The sequence below is a fragment of the Roseomonas marmotae genome (assembly GCF_017654485.1).
Taxonomy (GTDB): domain Bacteria; phylum Pseudomonadota; class Alphaproteobacteria; order Acetobacterales; family Acetobacteraceae; genus Pseudoroseomonas; species Pseudoroseomonas marmotae.
The window spans coordinates 1,534,988-1,555,600 of the sequence record NZ_CP061091.1 but is presented as its reverse complement, the minus strand read 5'-3'; the positions used below and the strand labels follow the sequence as shown (position 1 = coordinate 1,555,600).

The window sequence follows — 20,613 nt, the reverse complement described above, 5'->3', positions numbered from 1 at the left end:
CGGGCGGCGCCGGCCGGGATCAGCGCGTGTTGAACCGCTCGTTGGGCAGGGTGCGCTCCACCGGCTGCTGTGTCGCAGGCGGGGGGAAGGCGCCGATGGCCAGCAGGCCACCCAGCGCGGCGATGACCAGGATGAGGATCAGAAGCAGCAGAGGGCGGCGGAACATGACGGACAGAGATATCCTCGCGCATGGGGCGGGCTGCGCTACGCGCATCGGGCCCGTTGTGCTACCGTCGGTCCCTGTGTCACGCAACCTCAGCTTCGCCATCATTCCGTCCCCCGCATCGTCGCCACCCGGTTCCGCCAGCCCGGGCAGCGACACGGTGGTGACCGCGCCCGCCGGTGGGCGCCCTGTTTCGGTCGTGCTGGTGGGGATGCCGGGGGCGGGCAAAACTTCGGTCGGCCGCCGTCTGGCGCAGCGCCTCGGCCTGCCCTTCCTGGACGCCGATGCCGAGATCGAGGCCGCGGCCGGGCAGCCGGTGACGGAAATCTTCGCCCGCTACGGCGAGCCGCATTTCCGCGAGGGCGAGCGCCGCGTCATCGCCCGCCTGCTGGACGGCCCGCCCATCGTGCTGGCCACCGGCGGCGGCGCCTTCAACGACCCGGAGACGCGGGCGGCGGTGCGGGCTTCCGGCGCCGTTTCCGTCTGGCTGCGCGCCACCCTGCCGACCCTGCTGGACCGGGTCTCCGGCCGCACCACCAGGCCGCTGTTCCTGAACGCCGACCCGCTGGAACTGCTGACGCGCCTGATGAAAACCCGCCACCCCTACTATGCCGAGGCCGATCTCGTGACCGACTGCCTGGATACCGATACCCCCGAAGCCACCGCCGAGAAGGTGGCCGCCGCCCTGGCCGGCTGGCGCGCGCCCGCCCGTCTGCCCGTGGCCCTCGGCCAGCGCAGCTACGATGTGGTGGTGGGCGAGGACCTGCTGGCCCGCGCCGGGATGCTGATGGCCCCGGTGCTGCCGGCCCGGCGCGTCGCCATCGTCAGCGATGCCCATGTCGCCCCCCTGCACCTGGCGACGCTGCGCGAGGGACTGGAAGCGGCGGAGTTCGAGATCCGCGCCACCATCGGCGTGCCGCCCGGCGAGGGCAGCAAGAGCCTGGAGAGCTTTGGGCAGGTGCTGGAGACGCTGCTGGCCGCGGGTATCGACCGGCGGACGACCGTCATCGCCCTGGGCGGCGGCGTGGTGGGGGACCTGGCCGGCTTCGTCGCCGCCAGCGCCCTGCGCGGCCTGCCCTTCGTGCAGATTCCCACCACCCTGCTGGCGCAGGTGGACAGTTCCGTCGGCGGCAAGACCGGCATCAACCTGAAGGCGGGCAAGAACCTGGCCGGCGCCTTCCACCAGCCCGCCGTGGTGCTGGCCGATACCGGCACGCTCGCAACCCTTCCCGCGCGCGAGTTGCGCGCCGGCTATGCCGAGGTAGCCAAGCACGGGCTGCTGCAAGGCCCACTCTGGGACTGGTGCGAGGCGCATGGCGCGCGCGCCGTGGCCGGCGAGGCCGATGCGCTGCGCCATGCCGTGCTGGAGAGCTGCCGGCTGAAATCCGCCGTGGTGGCGGCCGATGAGCGGGAGGAAAGCGCCGAGGGCGGCCGCGCCCTGCTGAATCTCGGCCATACCTTCGGCCACGCGCTGGAGGCCGAATGCGGCTATGACGGCACCCTGCTGCATGGCGAGGCGGTGGCCATCGGCCTGGGTCTGGCGGCCCGGCTCTCGGCCCGGCTGGGGCATTGCGATGCCGGCCTGCCGGGGCGGGTGGAGGCGCATATCGCCGCCGTCGGCCTGCCCGCCCGCATCCGCGACCTGCCGCGCGGCTTCACGGTGGAGGCGCTGATGGGCCGGATGCGGAAGGACAAGAAGGTGCGGGACGGCGCCCTGCGCTTCGTGCTGCTGCGCGCGCCGGGCGAGGTCTTCACCGCCGGCGACGTGCCGGCGGCGGAGGTCGAGGCCCTGCTGCGGGAGGAAGGCTGCGCCGGCTGAGCCGGCCGGCCTAGCGCCCGAACAGCGCCCCCAGCAGGCGGCGGAAGCCGGAGGGGCGCTCCTCCTCCTCTTTCTCGGTCACTGCCGCCACCGGCTTGGGCTCGTTGGGCGGGCCCATGCGCCGGTGGATGGCCTGGACACGGGTGTCGTTGGGCAGCGCGGCGGCGGCATCGGCCGCGACATGGCGCGCCTCCTCCAGCCGCCCGGTCCGCTCCAGCGAACGGGCTAGGCCGATATGCGCGGCGCCGATCTGCGGCGCGTGTTCCAGCGCCACACGGAAATGCGGCTCGGCCTCCGCCGGCTCCCCCACCACCAGCAGCAGCTGGCCCAGCCAGACGCGCATGCCCGCGTCCTCCGGTGCCAGCGGCACAGCCTGCTGCATCAGCTCGATCGCCTCGGCCTGGCGGCCATAGGCGGCCAGCACGTTGCTCTTGCCGGTCAGGGCGCCTGTATGGTTGGGCACCTGGCTGAGCACGATGTCGAACTGGCCCTGCGCCTCCTCCAGCTTGGCGGCGTTCAACAGCAGGTAGCCGAGGTGGATATGCAGCCCGGCATCGCCCGGTGCTTCCCGGATGCCATCCATCGCGATGGCGATGGCCTCGTCCAGCCGGCCCTTGGAGGCCACGACCATGCTGAGGCCCTGGTAGACGTGGCTGACATCCCGCCGCAGCGCGAGCGCCGCGCGGAAGGGCTCCTCGGCCGCCTCGCCCTCCCCCATGCCGATCAGGATATGGCCGATCTGCGCCAGCACCACCGCATCGCCGGCGCATTCCTGCGCGCGCCGCAGGGCCAGGGCGCGTGCCTCGGCCCGGCGGCCCTTGTCGATCAGGCGGCGCATGGCATCGCCCAGCAGGCGCATGACCTCCTGCTCGCGGATGTTGCGGTCCAGCCCCAGCTCTTCGGCGCGGTTCCAGAGGCGGTTGGCGAGGGCGGGCTTGTTCCGCAGGAAGGCGTGGTGCGCGACCCAGAAGAACCAGTGGACGTTCTGGTGCCGTCGCTCCCGCAGCCGGGTGGAGAGCCTCGGCAGGTCGGCATCCTGGATCAGCCCGAGCACCTCCCGCAGGAAGGCCGTATCGGTCAGCAGCCAGATGGCGGCATGGCCCACGAAGGGGGTGCGGACCCAGTGGATACCGCCATCCTGCTGCAGCATCCGGGCGTTCACCAGATCGTCCGGATGGTAGGGATCGGCCATCATCACGCCGAATTCAGGCGCTTCGTCCCGCGTCAGGCGCATGCCCGCATGCGCTGCCCGCTCATGAAACTTATGGAAACGCTTGTCGTCCGGCAGGTCGGCCGGGCTGATGCTGGCCTGCGGGCAGACGCCGAGCGCCCGAGTCACGCCCAGCAGCCGGGCGTATTTCAGGGCCGCGTAGCCGCCCATGCTGTAGCCGTAGCACAGCGCGGGGCCCAGCAGCGCCGCGTGCACCGCCGGCGCCGCCCGCCGGATGGAGGCCGCCGGGAACCAGTTTTCCCGCTTGGCCACGAAGCCGATGGCCGGCAGGCCCAGCTTGGTCGCGGGCTCCTGCCCCCAGATCGCGTAGCCGTCCGGGCGGAAGGTCAGGTCGGCGAAGGTGACGAGCGTCAGCGGCGGCTCGCCCGCCTCCGCCGCCGGCGCGGGACGGTGGATGACGACGATCTCGTCATCCTCGTAGAGGATACTGTTGGCGATCATGGCTTCAGGCGCGGGGAGATCCGGCATCTAGCGCCCGGTCCCGGTTTCGCCAGGGGCCAGCAGACGCAGCGAGAGGGCATGCAGCCCGCTGCCGAACTCGCCCTCCAGCACCTCGTGCACGGCGCGCGCGCGGGCGACGCGGGACAGGCCCTGGAACGCCGGGCTCACCACGCGCACGGTGTAGTGCGTCTGGCCGCCAGGGGCCGCCCCGGCATGGCCGGCATGGCGGTGGCTGTCGTCCTGGATCGTGATCTCGGCGGAGGCAAAGGCAGTTGCCAGCAAATCTCTGATACGGTCGGCTCGGGGCATCATGCGCTTTCCTTTTCCACGCCGGCGCGAGGCTGCCAAGCGAAAGCTGCGGCACCTGGCGCCTTGCGGTGGCCTGCTTCCGAGATCATAAGACGTCGGATGGCCCGACGCGGCGAACGTCTCCGTTCCGACAAATCCTCTCCTCCCTCGGGCCCGCCCTGCGATGCGCCGGGCTGCGAGGCCATAGGCGAATATCGTGCGCCGCGCGACCGCAGCCGGCTGCGCGACTACTATCATTTCTGCCTGGAGCATGTCCGCGCCTATAATCAGGCCTGGGACTACTACAAGGGCATGTCGGCGGCCGAGATCGAGAACAACCTGCGAAGCGATTCCGGCTGGCAGCGGCCCACCTGGCCGCTGGGAAGGCTTGGCAACACGAAGATCGATCCCGATATCTTCCACGACCCGATGGGGTTGTTCGGCCAGGCACCACCGACACCACGCAAGAGCGCCAGGGAAGCACCGCCGGAACTGCGCGCCGCGCTGGACCTGCTTGGCCTCGGCTGGCCGTTGGAAGATTCCGTCCTGCGTGCCCGCTACAAGGAGCTGGCCAAGCGTTACCACCCCGACAGCAATGGTGGGGACCGGTCCTTCGAGGAACGGATGAAGGACATCAACCGCGCCTACAGCCTGCTGCGGAAGCGGCTGGCGATCATGCAGTCCAGTGGACAGGCGGAAGCTTCCGACAAGTCCGCCGCCCCTTCCCAAGAGGCGCCGAGCAGGGCAGCCTGAACCACGCGCCCCACGTCCACGCGACACGAGACCGACGAGAGCAAAGCCCGATGAGCCAGGTCGCCACCCTTACCGAAACCCGCACCCCCGCGATCAACCTGCCCGATATCACGGTCAAGGTCCGCGAGGTCTTCGGCATCGACAGCGATCTGGAAGTGCCGGCCTTCTCCGTGGCGACCGAGCATGTGCCGGAGCGGGACCCCACCTACCAGTTCGACCGCGAGACGACGCTCGCCATCCTGGCCGGCTTCGCCTTCAACCGGCGCGTCATGGTCCAGGGCTATCACGGCACCGGCAAGTCCACGCATATCGAGCAGGTGGCCGCGCGCCTCAACTGGCCCTGCGTCCGCGTCAACCTGGACAGCCACATCAGCCGCATCGACCTGATCGGCAAGGACGCCATCGTCCTGAAGGACGGAAAGCAGATCACCGAATTCCGCGAGGGCATCCTGCCCTGGGCGCTGCAGCGTCCCTGCGCCATGGTCTTCGACGAATACGACGCCGGCCGCCCGGACGTGATGTTCGTCATCCAGCGCGTGCTGGAGGTCGAGGGCAAGCTGACGCTGCTGGACCAGAACAAGGTCATCCGCCCGCACCCGGCCTTCCGCATCTTCGCCACGGCCAATACCGTGGGCCTGGGCGACACCACCGGCCTCTATCACGGCACGCAGCAGATCAACCAGGGTCAGATGGACCGCTGGAACATCGTGGCCACGCTGAACTACCTGCCCCACGCGCAGGAAAGCGCGATCGTGGCCGCCAAGCTGGGCATCAAGCCCAATGACACCGCGGCCAAGAAGCGCATCGACGCCATGGTGGCGCTGGCCGACCTGACGCGCGCGGGCTTCATCGCCGGCGACATCTCCACCGTCATGTCCCCGCGCACGGTCATCACCTGGGCCGAGAATACCCGCATCTTCGGCGATATCGGCTTCGCCTTCCGTGTCACCTTCCTCAACAAATGCGACGAGGCGGAGCGCGCGACGGTGGCCGAGTATTACCAGCGCTGCTTCAACGAGGAGATCCCGACCGGCCTCCTCGTCCGCAAGGGCTGACCGGCGCCGGGGCTGAAGCCCCGGTTCCATCCAGACGGCAGCGGGAGAGAGAGCGATGAGCGGCAGCAAGGATCAGACGCGCCAGGAAGAGTTCAAGCGCGCGACAGCGGGCGCGCTGCGCGCCATCGCCCGCAATGCCGAGGTGCAGGTGGCCTATCAGCCCGGCCCCTCCGGCCTGGCGGGCAAGCGGGCGCGGCTGCCATTGCCCACGCGCTCCCTCCCCCCCGCCGAGATGGCGCGGCTGCGCGGTGCTGCGGATGCCATCGCGCTGCGCCTGCGCCACCATGACGAAGCCGCCCATGCCGCCCGCACCCCTCCCCGCCGCGAGGCGAAGGAGGTGTTCGACGCGCTGGAACAGGCGCGGGTGGAGGTGGTGGGCAGCCGCCACATGCCCGGCGTCGCCGCCAATTTGGACGCCCGCCTCGCCGAGACCTGCGAGGCCGAGGGCTATGACCGCATGACCCGCAAGGACCAGCTGCCGCTGACGGCGGCGCTGTCCCTGCTGGCGCGGGAGCGTCTCTCCGGCCATCCGGCGCCCCCGGCGGCGCAGCGCATCCTGGACCTCTGGCGTGACACGCTGGGCGAGAAGGCGGATGCCGCGCTGGCCGAGATGGCGGAATCCAGCGAGAGCCAGGAGGACTTCGCCAAGGCGGCCCGCAAGCTGCTCACGGCCCTGGACCTGGCCGAGGCCGAGGTCGAGGCGGAATCGGAGGAGGAATCCGAGGGCGACGAGGCCGGCGAATCCTCCCCGCAGCAGGACAGCTCCACCGAGGGCGAGAGCCAGACCAAGGAAAGCGAATCGACGCTCGGCGCCCAGCCTGAAGCCATGCAGGGCGAGGCGGCTGAGGAAGAGGGCGAGAGCGAGGAAGAGGAAGGCACCGCCGCCGAGGGCGAGGACCGCCCGGGCGGCCCGCAGCAGCGCAAGGAGGTCGCGCCCTCCGAGGATGTCTCCGCCTATCGCGCCTATACCAAGCAGTTCGACGAGGAGATCGAGGCGGAGGATCTGTGCGACGCCGAGGAGCTGTCGCGCCTGCGCCAGCAGCTCGACCAGCAGCTCTCGCATCTCCAGGGCGTCGTCTCCAAGCTGGCCAACCGGTTGCAGCGCCGCCTGCTGGCGCAACAGCAGCGAGCCTGGGAATTCGACCTGGAGGAGGGGATGCTCGATGCCGCGCGGCTCGCGCGCATCGTCGTCAACCCGATGCTCTCCCTCTCCTACAAGCGGGAGCGGGAGGCGGATTTCCGCGATACCGTCGTGACGCTGCTGATCGACAATTCCGGCTCCATGCGCGGGCGGCCCATCTCGGTCGCCGCCATGTGCTCCGACATCCTGGCGCGCACGCTGGAACGGTGCAGCGTGAAGGTCGAGATCCTGGGCTTCACCACCCGCGCCTGGAAGGGCGGCCAGAGCCGCGAGCGCTGGGTGCAGGATGGCAAGCCGCGCAACCCGGGCCGCCTGAACGACCTGCGCCACGTCATCTACAAATCCGCCGATGCCCCCTGGCGCCGGGCCCGCAAGAACCTGGGCCTGATGCTGCGCGAGGGGCTGCTGAAGGAGAATATCGACGGCGAGGCGCTGGAATGGGCCTATCGCCGCCTGCTCTCCCGCCCGGAGAAGCGGCGCATCCTGATGGTCATCAGCGATGGCGCGCCGGTCGATGACAGCACACTGTCGGTGAATCCCGGCAATTACCTGGAGCGTCACCTGCGCAAGGTGATCCAGGATATCGAGCACCGCGACATCGTGGAACTGATCGCCATCGGTATCGGCCATGACGTCACGCGCTACTACCGCCGCGCCGTGACCATCGTGGATGCCGAGGAGCTTGGCGGCACCATGATGAAGAAGCTGGCCGAACTCTTCGACGAGGACGCCGCCATGGCCTATCAGCGTGCCGCCGCCGAGCGCGCCCCGGCCATGATCTGACGGTGCCGCTCGGCCGGCGTCGCCTGCTGGCGGCGCTGGGGGGGCTTGGCCTGCTGGCGGCCTGCGGCACCGATACGCCGCCGGCCACCCCCCTCCCGCCGCTGACCCTGCCCGCCGATGCACCGCTGGTCTCGTTGGGAGGCCTGCTGCTGAACCGGGGCGTCATGGGCTTCGGCGGGCTCTCCGGCCTGCATGTGGAACCGGACCTCGGCCTGACCGCCGTCAGCGACAACGGCCGCTGGCTGCGCGCGCGGCTGGTGCTGGACGAGGCCGGGCAGCCCGAGGGGCTGGCGGAACTCCGCAGCGGGCGGCTCTCCGACGGACGGATCTTCAGCCTGCCAGCGAAGCTCTCGCGCGATGCCGAATCCCTGGCGCGTACGCCGGAAGGCACCTGGCTGGTGGGCTTCGAGCGCTGGCACCACATCCGCGCCTATGATGGCGATATCGCCGGCTGGGGCCGGATGGTCCAGGGCCCGCCCGGCCTGGGGCGGGCACCGCTGAACGCGGGTCTGGAGAGCCTGACCGTGCTGGCCGATGGCCGCTGGCTGGCGATCACCGAGGGGTTCGAGGAAAGCGGCGGCGACCTGTTGCGCGGCTGGATCGGCCACCCCGGCGCCTGGACCCCCATCTCCTACCGCCCCACACCCGGCTTCCTGCCGACCGACCTGGCCGCCCTGCCGGATGGCGGTGCCCTGCTGACCGAGCGGCGCTTCAGCCTGCTGGGCGGCTTCCAGGGGCAGCTTCTGCGCCTGCCCGCCGCCGCCCTGGCCCGCCCGTCCCCCGGCACCATCCTGGCGGGCGAGGTCCTGCTGGACGCCGCCGCGCTGCCGGCCGAGAACTGGGAGGGTGTCACCAGCTTCCCCTGGCGCGGCCGGCAGCTGGTTGCGCTGATCGCCGACGACAACGAGTTCTTCCTGCAGCAGGGGATGCTGCTGCTCTTCGCCTTCCGCTAGGCCTCTCCCGGCGGCTCAGGCTTCGGCCAGCGCATCCTCAAATCGCTGGCGGGGGAAGATCTCCATCAGCCCGCCACGGCTGGCATTGCGGATGAAGCCGCCTTCCGATTCCATCAGCCGCCGCGCGATATGGAAGCTGGCGGCGATGTCCCGCAGGCTGGGCGGGCACCAGGGCCGGCCGCCGCGATAGCCGGGGATGAAGTGGTTGCCCTCGCCGCGGGCGATGCGGAAGGCATCGCCGCCGCGCTCCGTCTCGAAGACGAAGCGGAAATCGGCGCCGTAGAGGTAGAAGCGCCGCACCCCCATCCAGTAGCCCAGCTGCATTGCGACATAGAGGGAAGATCCGCCGGGCGAGACCAGCCGGTCCGGCTGCCGGCAGAAGAGCGGCGGATAGACCGCCAGTTGCCGCAGCCAGATATAGTCGCCCTCGACCGCCGGATGCTCCTCATGGGCGAGGAAGACGGTATTGCCGCTCTCCGCCACGATCTGCTCGCCGAAATCCTCGATCATCTGCCGGTCACCCGTCACCGTGTAGGTGGGGCGCAGCCGGGTGCGCGGATAGGCGAGGTGGAAGCGGTTGAAGCTGAAGGTCAGACGGCCCCGGAGCGCGTCGAGATCCTCGGTCCGTACGGAAGGGCCGTTGCCGATCAGCCAGGCGGCCTGCCCGCGGTGCCTGTCCTTCATCGCTGCCAGCTCGGGACTGGTAGAGGGGCGCGGCAGCAGCCACTCGGCTGGTTGCGGCAGGCTCTGGCCCAGCCCGCTGGCGGGCTGGATGCCCAGCGCCGTGGCGTGGCCGAAACGCTCCAGCCGCCCTTGCAGGATGGCCGGCCCCTGCGGCAGCGGCTGCCGCAGGGTATCGGCAGGGGGCGAGAAGCGGGCGGAGGACGCATCGCTCCAGCCCGTGACGGCGATGCCATCGGCATCCTGCTCCAGCAGCATCAGCCCCGCCGTCTCCTGCGGGATATCGTCCGGCGGCATGCGGCGCAGCACCACCTGGCCCCAGGCGCGGATGCGCAGCGCCAGCTGCTGCGGCGCCAGCCCCGGCGGCAGCACGGCAACGAGGTCGATGCCCACCGCCTCCTGCGGACGTTTCCGCACCGCCGCGACCGCATTGGGCAACTCCGGGACATCGGCGGCCTCGGCCTCCGCCGAGACCGCCTCGGGCCCCGCCGGCAGGCGCAGGTCGAAGGACCAGTGCAGCAGCCGCGTATGCGGGTTGAAGCGGATCTGCTCCTGGCCGACCCCGATACGGAGATTGGCGGCGAAGACGCCGTCCTCCGGCCCGCCGGCGGCGAGGCCGAGATCCTTCAGCGCCTCCCCCACCGCCTCGAGCAAAGCGGGATGATCCGCCGGCAGCAGGCGGATGCGCCGGTGCGGGACATCGGCCGGCTCTCGCAGCCAGAGCTGGTCGATACAGGGCGCAGAGAGCTGCTCGGCATCCGCATGGGCCAGGCTGGCCGTTTCATGCCAGGCACGCAGGGCCCGGCCGGCCGCTGTCCGCGCCAGGGTGGCATGACGGCTGCTGTCATGCTGCTCCGCCACAACCACGACAGGCACGCCCAGCCCGCGAAGCTGCTGCGCCAGTGGGCCGAGGGCGGCGCCGTGGAGCAGGATCAAGTCCGGCCGCCATGCCCGCAGGCGCTGCTCAAGACGGGCGGCGCGGCGGGGGTTGAGGAAGTGGCGCGTCAGGCTCGCCGCGTCCCCCAGCCTCTGCCACAGCCAGTCCGGCAGGTCGGCGCCGCGGATTTCCTCCAGCGCGGGCAGGGCGACATCGCGCCGCCCCTGGGCCAGGGCCTGTTCCAGCAGCGGGCGCCGGTAATCGCGGCGAGGCCAGTATTCGGCGCCAGCGCGGCGCGACAGGCCACGCCAGGGCGGCGGCGCGACATCGCCGAGGATGATGGGCAGGACCTCCCCATGGGTGGCCAGGGCCCGCCAGAGCTGCTGCGCGTCCTGCCGCCCTGGCCGGTCCGCGGGCAGGATGGCATGGGGCGTGAGGCAGGCGATGCGTGGCCGCTTCCTCACAGACACAGCGCCCGGGCGCGATGGATCAGGATCATGGCTTCCCTGGCGGAATACCCCAGGCTGATGCCATGCCCCGCGTATTTCTGTAAAGCGCGGCGGGGAGCCACATGGCGGGCGTGAAACAGGCTTGGAACGGCAACCCGGCCATGGCATCTCGGCAACCGATCATGCCGCAACGCTCATCTCGACCCCGTCCCGACCGGAGCTGCACGCGGTGAGAGTCGCCATATTTGTGACGAATGCGTCTGGGACGTATGGGGGTGGTCGTCTGGCGGCGTTCCTGCTGGCGCAGTGCCTGGCGCGGGCGGGGGCGGAAGTGGCCTTCGTCACCAATGCCAAGCCGGTCTTCTATGAGGACCTGAAGCATTTCGGCCATCCCGGCCGCGTCGCCTTCCACCAGACCAAGGATTTCCACGCCGGACTGCCGGCGGGCGGCTTCGACATCGTCATCATCATCCCCGGCCAGTCGCAGGACCGCCAGTTCTACATCGGCGCCCGCGGCTTCGCCCGCCGCCGCGGCGCCCGCCTGGTGCTGTTCAACTTCGAGACGCCCAACTGGTTCAACAGCCAGGCCCCCACCACCCGCAGCGAGGATATGTGGCTGGAGTGGCGCCGCTGCATCGAGGACGGCTGCCTCGTCCTCTCCAATTCCGAGCAGTCCATGCGCTTCGCCCAGGACTATTACTGCTCGCATCCCGAGACCACCTTCTTCGACTACTGGCACCAGCCGATCAACCTGCAGGCGCTGGCCCGCGTCGCGCCGCAGTATCGCGAGAACCGCGCCGTCTGCTTCGTCCGCGCCCGCGACCCGCACAAGGGCGGACAGGACCTGATCGACGCCCTCTCCGAGGACCTGCGCGGCTGGACCCTCTCGCTGATCGTCGGCTCCGCCAAGCTCGACGAGGAATACCACGAGGCCATCGCCGCCGCCGCGCGCCGCCACCAGATCGCCATCGAGGTCAAGCCGCTGCTGTCGGACACCGACAAGTTCGTCGAACTCAAGCGCGCCCGCATGCTGATCTACCCCTCCCGCTTCGAGGGCTACGGCATCCCCCCCATCGAGGCCCTCTCCGCCGGCACACCCTGCGTCTGCTACGACCTGCCGGTCTTCCGCGAGGTCTGCGGCGACGCCCTCATCGCCGTGCCCTCCGGCGATATCGAGGGCCTGCGCGCCGGCATCCGACAGGTCATCGCCTCCTCCCCCGCAGACTGGAACCACCTGCCCCAACAGGTCGCCTCCGTCTCCTCCATCCTCCAGTGCGGCCAGGCCGCCCTCGCAGCTCTCCAGACGTATCTGCGACAGGAGATCCGCGAAACCGGGCACGCACTGCCCGCGCCGCGCCGGGCTTCGGAGCGCCAGGTCTGGGTCGACACGCTGCGGGTGGATCCCGGCGGCTTCCTGGAGATCCGTGGCGGGACCGGGCTGGAGGAGCCGGGCCGGCTGCTGCTCACCCTGAATGGCGCGCGGGCCGCCGAGGCCGTGCCCCGCGGCGGCCGTTACCTCCTGCTGCATCCCCTCCCCCGTGAGGCGCACGCGGAGGAAGCGGAACTCTCCGTCCTGGCGCTGGGCCACAACGGCCAGGTGCTGGACAGTGCATCCAGCAGCCTGATGCCCTCCCGCCTGCAAGCCAGTTCCGAGGCCGCGGCGCTACGGCATGGCGGATGGCGCTGGCTGCGGGAGGGGGATACTGCCTGCGTCATCGGCTGGATCACGGCCGATGCGCCGATCCTGGGCCTGCAAGCCCATGCCGGCGGCCGACGGCTCTGGCTGCAGAGCGGCATCAACCGCCCGGACCTGCGCGGCCGGGGGGCGGGAGCCGGGTTGTCCATCCATCTCAGTGCCGAGGATCTGGCGGCGCTGGATGCTGTCGGGGAATTGCTGCTGCTGGCCGGCACCGATGCCGGGGCGCGGGCGCTGCATCTGGCGCCTTCCTGGGAGCCCGCCCAGCCCGGAGAGCCGGAATGGCCGCCTGAACTGCCCGGGGACGCGGACCCTTTTCCGCTGCCGGTGCAGGCGCATCTGCATCGCGCCACCTATGACGAGTATGGCGTGGCCGAGTTCGATGGCTGGGTGCAGGCCCGCCCACGCGTGGACGTCATCAAGTTCTGGCTGGCCGGCGCCTTCCTGGGCGAGACCGCGCCCGACCGGCTGCAACTGCATATCCACGAGCGCCACCGCGCCTATGGCGATGCCTATTGCGGCTTCCATCTGGCGGGGCGCCTGACGGGGCTGACAGCGGACCGGCTACAGTACCGCGTCGAGTTCTGCCAGGGCGATGCGCCCGTGCATGTGCTGGAAGGCATGGCCGCGCCACAGCGGCGGGCCCAGGGGCCTCTCGGCAGCGACGCCGCGCTGCTGCCCCCTGGCCTGCTGGACAGCGAAGACGAGGTGGTGGTGCTGGTGGTCGAGGATGCCCGGCTGCTGGAACCCCTGGCCGGCGCGGCGCAGCGCGCGACGCTGCGCTATCTGCGCGACAGCGGGCGCCGCGTGGTGCTGGTGCTGCATGGCAACCCGCACCGCTTCGCCGACGACCTGCCACGGTGGCAGGCCCTGGCGGATGGCGTGGTCCTGGTGAATGCCATGACCCCACGCCATAGCGCCCGGCTGCCCCCGGCGGGCTGAGCCCGCGGGGGCGGAGCGTCAGCTGGCGGCCAGGGCGGCCTGTTTCCGCTGCGTGATTCGGTCGATCTGGCGGCGGATGGAGGTCACGTCGCCGGTATTGAGGCGCAGGGCTTCCAGAGCCGCCTGCTCCGCCCCATCCAGGTCGCCCCGCTGCAGCAGCAGGCCGGCGAGGTGGTTGTAGGAGACAGCATCCACCGGATCGGCCTCGATCGCCTGCCGTGCCCAGGCGACGGCGTCCTCCATCATATTCCGGCGGCTGGCGATGGTGCTCCGCTGCCGCAGTACCAGCGCCGACAAGGTGGCAGGGCTGAGCGCCAGCGCCCGTTCCGCCACCTGATCCGCGTCTTCCAGATCGCCGGCGACCGTCAACTGGCGACAGAGGTGCAACTGGATGATCGCATCCTCCGGATCGGCCTTGGCTGCCTGCCTAGCCCAATCGAGCGCCGCCGCGATATCCTTGCGGTGGCCGGCGACGATGCTGAGCTGGCGCAGAGCCATGGCCGGCGAATCCGGCCTCAGATCCAGCGCCTCGCGCGCCGCCTGCTCCGCTTCCTCAGGATGCCCGGCCCGCAGCAGCACATTGGAAAGGTGTATCCGTCCCCCGAGGTCTTGCGGGTTTGCCTCGACAGCCTGGCGCACCCAGCTGACGGCGGCATCCCAATTGCCCCGCTGCCCCTCGATGGTGGCGACACGGCGCATGATGGGCGCGGGGTTCACATGCGGCATGGCGGCGGCCCGGCGCGCTGCCTGCTGCGCATCGACAAGGTCGCTGGCGAGCTGGCGCTCGCGGATCTCGTGGAAGGGCAGCTGAATGGTCTGCTCCATGAGAGCATCGGGCGAGATGGCACCCAGGATCTCCGCCATCCGGCGACGCGCGACATCCAGCAGCGGCGCGTAGTCATCGGCGGCGAGGCTGAGGCTTTCCGGCGATTGCACGCGCTCCACCTCCTCCGGCCGCCAGCCGAGTGCCCGCTTGCCAAGGCTGTAGATCACGGCACGGGAGATCTTGCGGGTGATGGCCCATTCCGTCAGCCGCGCAGCCGCTTCGGCCTTCCCGGCGCCTGGAGCGGCCGCGAATTCCTGCTCCAGCTGCATCGCCATGGCGGCGAAGGCGGAATAGCTGAGATTGACGAAGATCTGGTGCGCTTCAGGATAGAACTTGGCTGCCCTGCCCTGCAATCCCTTCTCGTCGATCTGCTCCGGCTCCCGCAGGCCGATGATCTCCGGCGGCACCTCGAATTTCGGCTGCGGCCTGGGGCGCGGCGCCGCTGGCTGCTCACGCGGCGCCGGGGGAGCCGCCGGCGGCCGGGCGAGCGGCTTCGGCCCGCGCGGCCGCGCGGTGATGCCGAGTTGCACCAGCAGGTCCTGCAACTCGCCTTCCAGCTCGCTCATGTAGTCGGGCTGGGCGGGGCCGTAGGAGGCGATGATATCGCGCAGCCAGGCCGGGATGGCATCCCGCACGAGGGCCGCGAAATCCGCCAGGAAGACCTGGCGCTGGCCCCCGTGCTGAAAGCGCAGAAACTGGCGATACAGGTCGGGCCGCAGCGGATAGTCGTCCGGCAGTTCGACGAAGACACTGAAATGTGCTGCACCGAAGGGCATGCCGAAACTCGGCGCGTCGAGCACCCAGTCATGGCCCTGACGCAGGGCGTAGATCTCGCCCCGATGGATGACACCCGCCTGGCCGGACAGAACGACGCCGTCGGCTTCCCGCACCGTGCCGGCATCCTCACGCGCGTCATAGGCGAAGTGGATGCGGATATCCTCGATCGAGCGCAGGCTCTCGAAACGCGTCAGGCCCGGAAGGCGCGCCGCCAGCGGGCGGAAGATCTGCTGCTCCGACCCGGCAACTCCGGCTTTCAGGAGAAGCGTCACGCCTTCCGGCAAGGCATGGAAGCGGTGGCTGAGATAATCGCTGATCCAGGAGGCCGTGACCCGCGGATCACCGTCATAGGGATCGCGCAGCGTGTCCTGCCTGGCATGGTTTCCGAACAGCACCACCTCGGTCCAGTCGGAGGACAGATCGTATCCCTCGCCGGCACAGCGGGTAGTAACGTCATCCACCTCCGCCTCAATCGCCGTCTCCGCCGCCCGGTAGGGCAGGCGCCCATAGACGCCGTCGCGCTGGCCCATCGTCACTTCGCTGACGATGCCGCCACGGCAGGAACGGTAGCGCAGGGCATGTTTGTTGGATGGGAGCGATGCCACCTTCGCACCCATGCCGAAATTGCGATCCAGCGCGTTCTGCTTGTGCAGGGAGGAAGCGAGATCGCAAATTCCATGCAGTTCGGCGGCCGACATGCCCGGACCTGTGTTCCAGATGCAAAGCTTGTCGATACCATCGACGGACCTGGCCCCGATCTCGACCCGCCGCTGCCCCTCGGGCGCCGAGCCGGCGGATTCCACCGCGTTCATCACCAGCTCACGCAGCATCATCGTCTTGGGACAACGCTCGATGGTGCTGGCAACCAGGAACGCCTCATTGGCGATACGCAGGGCGGTGACAGGCAGTGGATTGGGCACGGGCTCTCCTGATACTTAACGGATAGGCCAACCACCGGCCGCCCACCTCTCTCCCGGAGGGGCGGGCGTTAGGGATCGCGACGGCATTTATGCGAAATGGCGCAAAAGACTAATAGTCTCAGCACCTACAGAAACCGCAAAATCTGGAATTGCCAAACGGAAGTCAAGCCCCGCGGCCAGTGCGCTCTTCCAAAGCACGCAGGACAGGAACGGAATGTCACCCTCACATTCCCAGGGCATGATTTTACTATGACAGGCAGCTGCAGGACAACGTCCCATAAATTCCGCCATCAAGAACCAAATGCCAAATTTCAGTCCGTTCCGACATCATCATGAAGAACTCTTCAAACTTCCCCGTGATGAAGGAGCGTAAAATTTGCGAACCTCCAGCTAACGGTTGTGGGAATTTTCTTCTTAATATATTCCGCCCATGCCGGCACGCCGCCGCGGCACGCCAGAGGACAAAAGCTTTTCATGACTGCCCGCTCCCGAGAATTTCGAGTTGCGTTTGCGCGCAAGCAGAATGAGCGTGCGGTCCTGTCGCTGCGCTCGTCAGCCAAGGGCGGCGGCCAGGAAATCGTGGAGAAGACCCTGACCCAGCAGGGTTGGGTAATACACCGCGCCGTCAGTCAGGCGTATCAGCGCGCAGGCCTTCTGGATGCGGCGCTGGACTGGGCGGAGGCGGCGATCAGGGCCCTCGGCGAGGGAACACAGGACCATGGCCTGCTGGCCTCTCTGCTCGGCCACCTCGGCAATATCCATATGCAGCGCGGCGACACCGCCGCCGCCCGCGACGCCGCCAGGCGTGGATTGAGCGTGGCGCCACAGGCGCCATCTCTGCTGCGGCTGATGAGCCAGACCCTGCGCCAAGAAGGCGATCTGCAAGGCGCGCTGGACTGGGCACAGCAGGCCACAAAAGCCGCGCCCTACGACATCGCAATCCTGAACCATCTCGGCGACCTGCAGTTGCTGGCAGGCGCTTTCGAGGAGGCCGAGGCCACCGCGCAGCGCGGCCTTGAAATTGCCCCCACTTCCGCGCCGATGATGCGCCTGATGACACGCCTGCGGCAGCAGCAGAATGACCATGTCGGCGCCCTGGAATGGGCACGCAGGCTGGCGGCGGCACTGCCGCAGGATCCAGCCGTGATGAATCAGCTCGCTCACTTGCTTCTGCGGGTGGGTGATGTCGAGCAGGCAGAACTGGTCGTGAGTGATGCCCTGAAGATGGCGCCTGGCTTCGCGCCCTTGATGCGCATGATGAGCATGCTGCAGCAACGGAAGGGCGACATGGAAGGCGCATTGGGCTGGGCCAGGAATGCCGTGTCGGCGGCGCCGGCGGATGCAGCTATCCGCGCTCATCTCAGCGCGATCCACCTGCATCGCAGAGAGTACGAAGAAGCCCGCCTGACGGCAGAGCAGGGGCTGCCGCTGGTAACAATGAAGCTACCTCTGTTGCTCGCGCTGAGCCGCGCGGCGCAGGCCATGAACGATCTCGATGCAGCGCGCGAATGGGCGAGGCGTGCGGCTGACGCTTACCCGCAGGATCCAGGCACGCAGCGCCAGCTACAGGCCTGCGAGGCAGCCGCGGCCTGAAACCCGCTCCCTCATCTGGCCGGTGAAAAACTCAGGCACAGACGGCGGATGCCTTGTGAAGATAGCCAGGGCGCCGTTAGTCTGTGCTCCCCCCTTCGCGGCCTGCAAATCTGATCCTGAGGATCGGGCGCAGCTTGGCAGGAGATCATAGTCCCTCACGATGCGACAGCCGAAGCAAGAAGCGAAGCGCAGGACATACGACGCGCTCTACGCGGCGCTGGATCCCAGGAGCGTGAACGGGCTTTACGACACTATCGTGAAGCGTATCTTCACCTCGCATCTGGCGAATGGCGACAGGGTGGCGGATCTCGGCGCCTTCCACGGCCGGCAGACCCTGCTGATGGCCGCGGCCGTTGGTCCGCTTGGCCGCGTCTTCGCCTTCGAGCCGCTGGATACCGCCTTCGCCACGCTGTGTCAGCAGATTGAGCGCCATGGCCTTCAGTCGGTGATCGAGCCGCGCCAGGTGGCGCTCATGGACCGTCACGCCGAGGTCGATTTCTATCTCGTGAACGAGGCCCCAGGCCGCTCCGGCCTGGTCTGGACCGGCAGCCCTTCGGAGAAGGCCGGGAGCTTCACCGCTACGCGAATGCGCGTGCAGGGCACGCAGTTGGACGACGCGCTGCAGGCATCCGGCCCGCTCCGGCTGCTGCATCTTGACCTGGAAGGAGCCGAGCTCACGGCGCTGCGTGGCGCCACGGATCTGCTGATGCGGCACCGCCCACTATTGGTCTTCCGCAACTCGAGGGCTGCGGCGGCGGCCATGCATCATTATACAGCTGAAGAGTTCTGCGGCTTCTTTGATGCCGCTGGCTATGAGATCTTCAATATCCTCAGCTTCCGCTTCCAGGCGCAGGATTGGACCACCGGAAGGCAGCCCAGCTGGTATATCGGCATTCCGGCCGAGGACGAGACCAGCAAGGGAAGCCTGCACGGCATGATCGACGACGTGATCGGCCAGAAAGCCCTGTCGTCGATCTTTGACTGAACGTCGCGCCAAGGCCTTTTAGGGGTGCACGATAGATGGATTTCGCGATGGATTTTCAGGAGTCCGCCTCTCAGGACATGAGCCGACGGACCGCTGAGATCGCGGAAGACCCGCTGCGGATCGAGGAAGCCACCCTCAGCGACCGCAGCGTGGTGCGGATCCGCGCGGTCTGGGCCGGGCCGGCCGAGACCGCGCCAAGGTCCCTCATCGTCAGCCTGGCCGGGCGACGGCTGGGCGAAGCGTCGCGCAGCCTGTCAGGCGGTCGGATCCTTTATCTGCTCCAGCAGGAATTGGGCGAGGACATCCCCATCCATGACCCGGTCCGGGTGATCGTGGAGGCAGATGAAGCCTGGGCCCAGGCGATGCTGGGCGGCAGGCTGGGCCCTGCACGGGGCTGGTTCGCGGATGCGACCTGGACCGCGCACCCTGACGTAATCTCAACGCTCTCCGACCCCGCGCCCAGCATCCTGCTGGTGGGCGAGGCGCTGCCGCAGCAGGGCGCGGCGGAATGGCTGCCGGTGGCCAATCTGGCGGCGGCGCTGCGGCAGGCCGGCTACCGCCCCGTCCTGCTGCATTTCGGCGAGGTGGCGGACTGCGCCGCAAATGCCGCGCAAATGCTGCTGGACTTCGATGTGGTGCATCACCACACCACCATGCTGTCGCAGCGGGGCTGGGACCGTTCGGCGCCCGGTGCCTTGCCGCCTGTGGATCGCAGGCTGGTGCAGAGCATCGCGGCCATTGCCCGGGCCTGCGGCGCCTCCATGGTCATGGCGGTCTCGCCGGCAGGGCTGAACCTGCTGAGCAAGCTGCCGGAGGATCTGCGCCGCGGCGCCCTGATGGCGCGCGATTTCGTGCTGGCACCGCGCATGATCTTCTCCCCCGTGCCCCGGGAAAAGGCCATCGCGACGCTACGGAGCATCCTCTCCGGCGTCACCGCCGTGGTCGAGGATGAGGGGCTGCGGCTGGAACTGCTGAAGTGGCTGCCAGGCGCGCAGGCTGCGGTGCTGCCGCCGGCCGGCGCGCTCCCCCTTCCGCAGCCAGGCCGCGACGATACGCCGGCAACGGTCGCCATCGGGCCGACCGCGGCCCAGGCCGTGGCCGAGGCTCTGCCCGCGACGGAACCTGTGGTCCTGATCAATTCCACGACCCAGCCGGACCTGCTGCTGGCAGGCTTGCGGCGGGCCCGCTGCATCGTGACTTGGTCGGATTCCGGGCTGCCCGGCATGCTGGCGCAGCGGCAGGCTGCCCTCTGGCACCTGCCGCTGGTCGGCCTGCCGGCCTCCCCTCTCCCCCGCATGGTCAGCGAGGAGGCCGGAAAGGCCGCGCTGGTCGCCATGCTGACGGAGTTCCGCCGCTCCGGCGCCACCCAGCCCGCGGCGGGGACGCCGCCCTGGACCGCCACAGGCTTCGCAGCAGAGCTGGGCCTTGCGCCCATTGGCGGGGAGAAGACGGAAGCGGCGCCGATCTTCATCTCGCGGTTGCTGTCCCTGCGGCTCGGCAGCCTGCCGGAGCGCGAGCGGACGGGAATGCTGGTGGACCCCCAGCAGCCGGGAGCCACCTTCCTGGCCGCCGCCTGCCGTGCCGTGCTGGGGAAAGGGCACGTCTTCGCCCAGAACCCGGTGCCGGGCAGCGGCCTGGCGCCTCTGACCAGCGCCCTGGAAGCGGGCATCGAGAACATGCTGGTGGATCTGGGGCCCGACCGGGCGGCGGGCATGGCGCTGATGGAACGCGTCCTGGATTGCGGCGTATTGCCCCTCCCGCTGACGCCGCAGGCATCCTGGGCGGACCATCGCGCCCTGGTGGACTGGCAACACGCGCGGCGGGGCCAGACGGCCTATATCGGCGGCGGCCTCGTACCGGATGATGCCGACCTGGTCCTGACCCCCGGCACGGCGGAACTGCCGGCCGATGTCGTGGAACTGGCCGGCCCTGCCGATCCGCGCCGGGGGCGGCTGCTGACGCTGTTCGCTGCCAGCGAGGACGCTTTCTGGCAACGCCCGCCCTCCCCCGCCATCGGCTATGACAGGGACCCTCGGGCGACGGGCCTCGATATCCTCTCCGGCCTCGCAGGACGGCACGAGGCGATTTCGATGCTGGCGATGGCCCTGCATCTGGGTTGCTCCAGGGTTCTGCTGGCAGAGGAACTGGCGGGGCATCCCCTCCTCGCGGACTCCCTCGCGGCGCTGGCGCGCGCGGGCGTTCAGGTGATGCCAGTGGCCGCAGGAGCCTGATGATGAGCG

14 protein-coding genes are annotated in these 20,613 nt (G+C 69.4%); 9 read left to right on the top strand and 5 right to left on the bottom strand.

Going from position 1 to position 20,613, the window contains the following annotated elements:
* Positions 1-19 precede the first annotated feature (19 nt).
* Positions 20-166: a hypothetical protein gene (locus IAI58_RS07360; protein WP_207449163.1), complete on the bottom strand. Its 147-nt coding sequence runs from the start codon at positions 164-166 to the stop codon at positions 20-22.
* Between IAI58_RS07360 and aroB the strand changes: the two genes are divergently transcribed.
* Positions 165-1,982: a 3-dehydroquinate synthase gene (gene aroB, locus IAI58_RS07355; RefSeq protein ID WP_207449161.1), complete on the top strand. Its 1,818-nt coding sequence runs from the start codon at positions 165-167 to the stop codon at positions 1,980-1,982. The two genes, IAI58_RS07360 and aroB, sit on opposite strands and share 2 nt — an antisense overlap.
* 10 nt (positions 1,983-1,992) lie before the next feature.
* Here the strand turns inward: aroB and IAI58_RS07350 are convergent, their stop codons facing one another.
* Both IAI58_RS07350 and IAI58_RS07345 read right to left on the bottom strand, forming a co-directional pair.
* The gene (locus IAI58_RS07350; RefSeq protein ID WP_207449159.1) at positions 1,993-3,681 is read right to left on the bottom strand and encodes a tetratricopeptide repeat protein; all 1,689 of its coding nucleotides are present in this window, start codon (positions 3,679-3,681) and stop codon (positions 1,993-1,995) included.
* Positions 3,682-3,966 carry a BolA family protein gene (locus IAI58_RS07345; RefSeq protein ID WP_207449157.1) on the bottom strand — a complete coding sequence of 95 codons (285 nt, stop codon included), beginning with the start codon at positions 3,964-3,966 and terminating at the stop codon, positions 3,682-3,684.
* A gap of 96 nt (positions 3,967-4,062) precedes the next feature.
* On the opposite strand from IAI58_RS07345, the gene IAI58_RS07340 reads away from it, so the two are divergent.
* The 4 genes from IAI58_RS07340 to IAI58_RS07325 are packed head-to-tail and all read left to right on the top strand — an operon-like array spanning position 4,063 to position 8,627.
* Positions 4,063-4,695: a J domain-containing protein gene (locus tag IAI58_RS07340; RefSeq protein ID WP_207449155.1), complete on the top strand. Its 633-nt coding sequence runs from the start codon at positions 4,063-4,065 to the stop codon at positions 4,693-4,695.
* A 50-nt stretch (positions 4,696-4,745) separates the two neighbouring features.
* Positions 4,746-5,750, top strand: a complete 1,005-nt coding sequence (gene cobS / locus IAI58_RS07335) for a cobaltochelatase subunit CobS (RefSeq protein WP_207449153.1) — start codon at positions 4,746-4,748, stop codon at positions 5,748-5,750.
* 55 nt (positions 5,751-5,805) lie between these two features.
* Entirely contained in the window at positions 5,806-7,674 is a 1,869-nt protein-coding gene (gene cobT, locus IAI58_RS07330) for a cobaltochelatase subunit CobT (RefSeq protein WP_207449151.1), read from the top strand.
* Positions 7,675-7,676: 2 nt separating this feature from the next.
* Entirely contained in the window at positions 7,677-8,627 is a 951-nt protein-coding gene (locus IAI58_RS07325) for an esterase-like activity of phytase family protein (protein WP_208776046.1), read from the top strand.
* Between the two features lie 15 nt (positions 8,628-8,642).
* Here the strand turns inward: IAI58_RS07325 and IAI58_RS07320 are convergent, their stop codons facing one another.
* Positions 8,643-10,649, bottom strand: coding sequence for a glycosyltransferase (locus IAI58_RS07320; RefSeq protein ID WP_207449147.1), 2,007 nt, complete (start codon positions 10,647-10,649; stop codon positions 8,643-8,645).
* Positions 10,650-10,881: 232 nt separating this feature from the next.
* Between IAI58_RS07320 and IAI58_RS07315 the strand changes: the two genes are divergently transcribed.
* Positions 10,882-13,272: a glycosyltransferase gene (locus IAI58_RS07315; RefSeq protein WP_208776043.1), complete on the top strand. Its 2,391-nt coding sequence runs from the start codon at positions 10,882-10,884 to the stop codon at positions 13,270-13,272.
* Positions 13,273-13,290: 18 nt separating this feature from the next.
* Here IAI58_RS07315 and IAI58_RS07310 read toward each other — a convergent pair whose 3' ends face one another.
* Complete coding sequence (locus IAI58_RS07310; protein WP_207448263.1) at positions 13,291-15,795, bottom strand: ATP-binding protein; 2,505 nt, start codon at positions 15,793-15,795, stop codon at positions 13,291-13,293.
* Positions 15,796-16,269: 474 nt separating this feature from the next.
* Here IAI58_RS07310 and IAI58_RS07305 point away from each other — a divergent pair, with 474 nt between their 5' ends.
* The 3 genes from IAI58_RS07305 to IAI58_RS07295 all read left to right on the top strand — a co-directional run bounded on the left by IAI58_RS07305 (position 16,270) and on the right by IAI58_RS07295 (position 20,604).
* Positions 16,270-17,388: a tetratricopeptide repeat protein gene (locus IAI58_RS07305; protein ID WP_207448262.1), complete on the top strand. Its 1,119-nt coding sequence runs from the start codon at positions 16,270-16,272 to the stop codon at positions 17,386-17,388.
* A 160-nt stretch (positions 17,389-17,548) separates the two neighbouring features.
* A complete protein-coding gene (locus tag IAI58_RS07300) occupies positions 17,549-18,373 on the top strand; it encodes an FkbM family methyltransferase (RefSeq protein ID WP_207448261.1) in 825 nt (274 codons plus the stop codon).
* A 77-nt stretch (positions 18,374-18,450) separates the two neighbouring features.
* Positions 18,451-20,604 carry a hypothetical protein gene (locus tag IAI58_RS07295; RefSeq protein WP_208776042.1) on the top strand — a complete coding sequence of 718 codons (2,154 nt, stop codon included), beginning with the start codon at positions 18,451-18,453 and terminating at the stop codon, positions 20,602-20,604.
* The last annotated feature ends 9 nt before the right edge of the window (positions 20,605-20,613 follow it).

Coding starts and splice junctions, on each gene's coding strand:
- IAI58_RS07360 (WP_207449163.1), bottom strand. CDS start 166: ATGTTCCGCCGCCCTCTGCTGCTTCTGATCCTCATCCTGGTCATCGCC.
- IAI58_RS07295 (WP_208776042.1), top strand. CDS start 18,451: ATGAGCCGACGGACCGCTGAGATCGCGGAAGACCCGCTGCGGATCGAG.
- IAI58_RS07350 (WP_207449159.1), bottom strand. CDS start 3,681: ATGCCGGATCTCCCCGCGCCTGAAGCCATGATCGCCAACAGTATCCTC.
- IAI58_RS07305 (WP_207448262.1), top strand. CDS start 16,270: ATGACTGCCCGCTCCCGAGAATTTCGAGTTGCGTTTGCGCGCAAGCAG.
- cobS (WP_207449153.1), top strand. CDS start 4,746: ATGAGCCAGGTCGCCACCCTTACCGAAACCCGCACCCCCGCGATCAAC.
- IAI58_RS07340 (WP_207449155.1), top strand. CDS start 4,063: ATGGCCCGACGCGGCGAACGTCTCCGTTCCGACAAATCCTCTCCTCCC.
- aroB (WP_207449161.1), top strand. CDS start 165: ATGACGGACAGAGATATCCTCGCGCATGGGGCGGGCTGCGCTACGCGC.
- IAI58_RS07300 (WP_207448261.1), top strand. CDS start 17,549: ATGCGACAGCCGAAGCAAGAAGCGAAGCGCAGGACATACGACGCGCTC.
- IAI58_RS07345 (WP_207449157.1), bottom strand. CDS start 3,966: ATGATGCCCCGAGCCGACCGTATCAGAGATTTGCTGGCAACTGCCTTT.
- cobT (WP_207449151.1), top strand. CDS start 5,806: ATGAGCGGCAGCAAGGATCAGACGCGCCAGGAAGAGTTCAAGCGCGCG.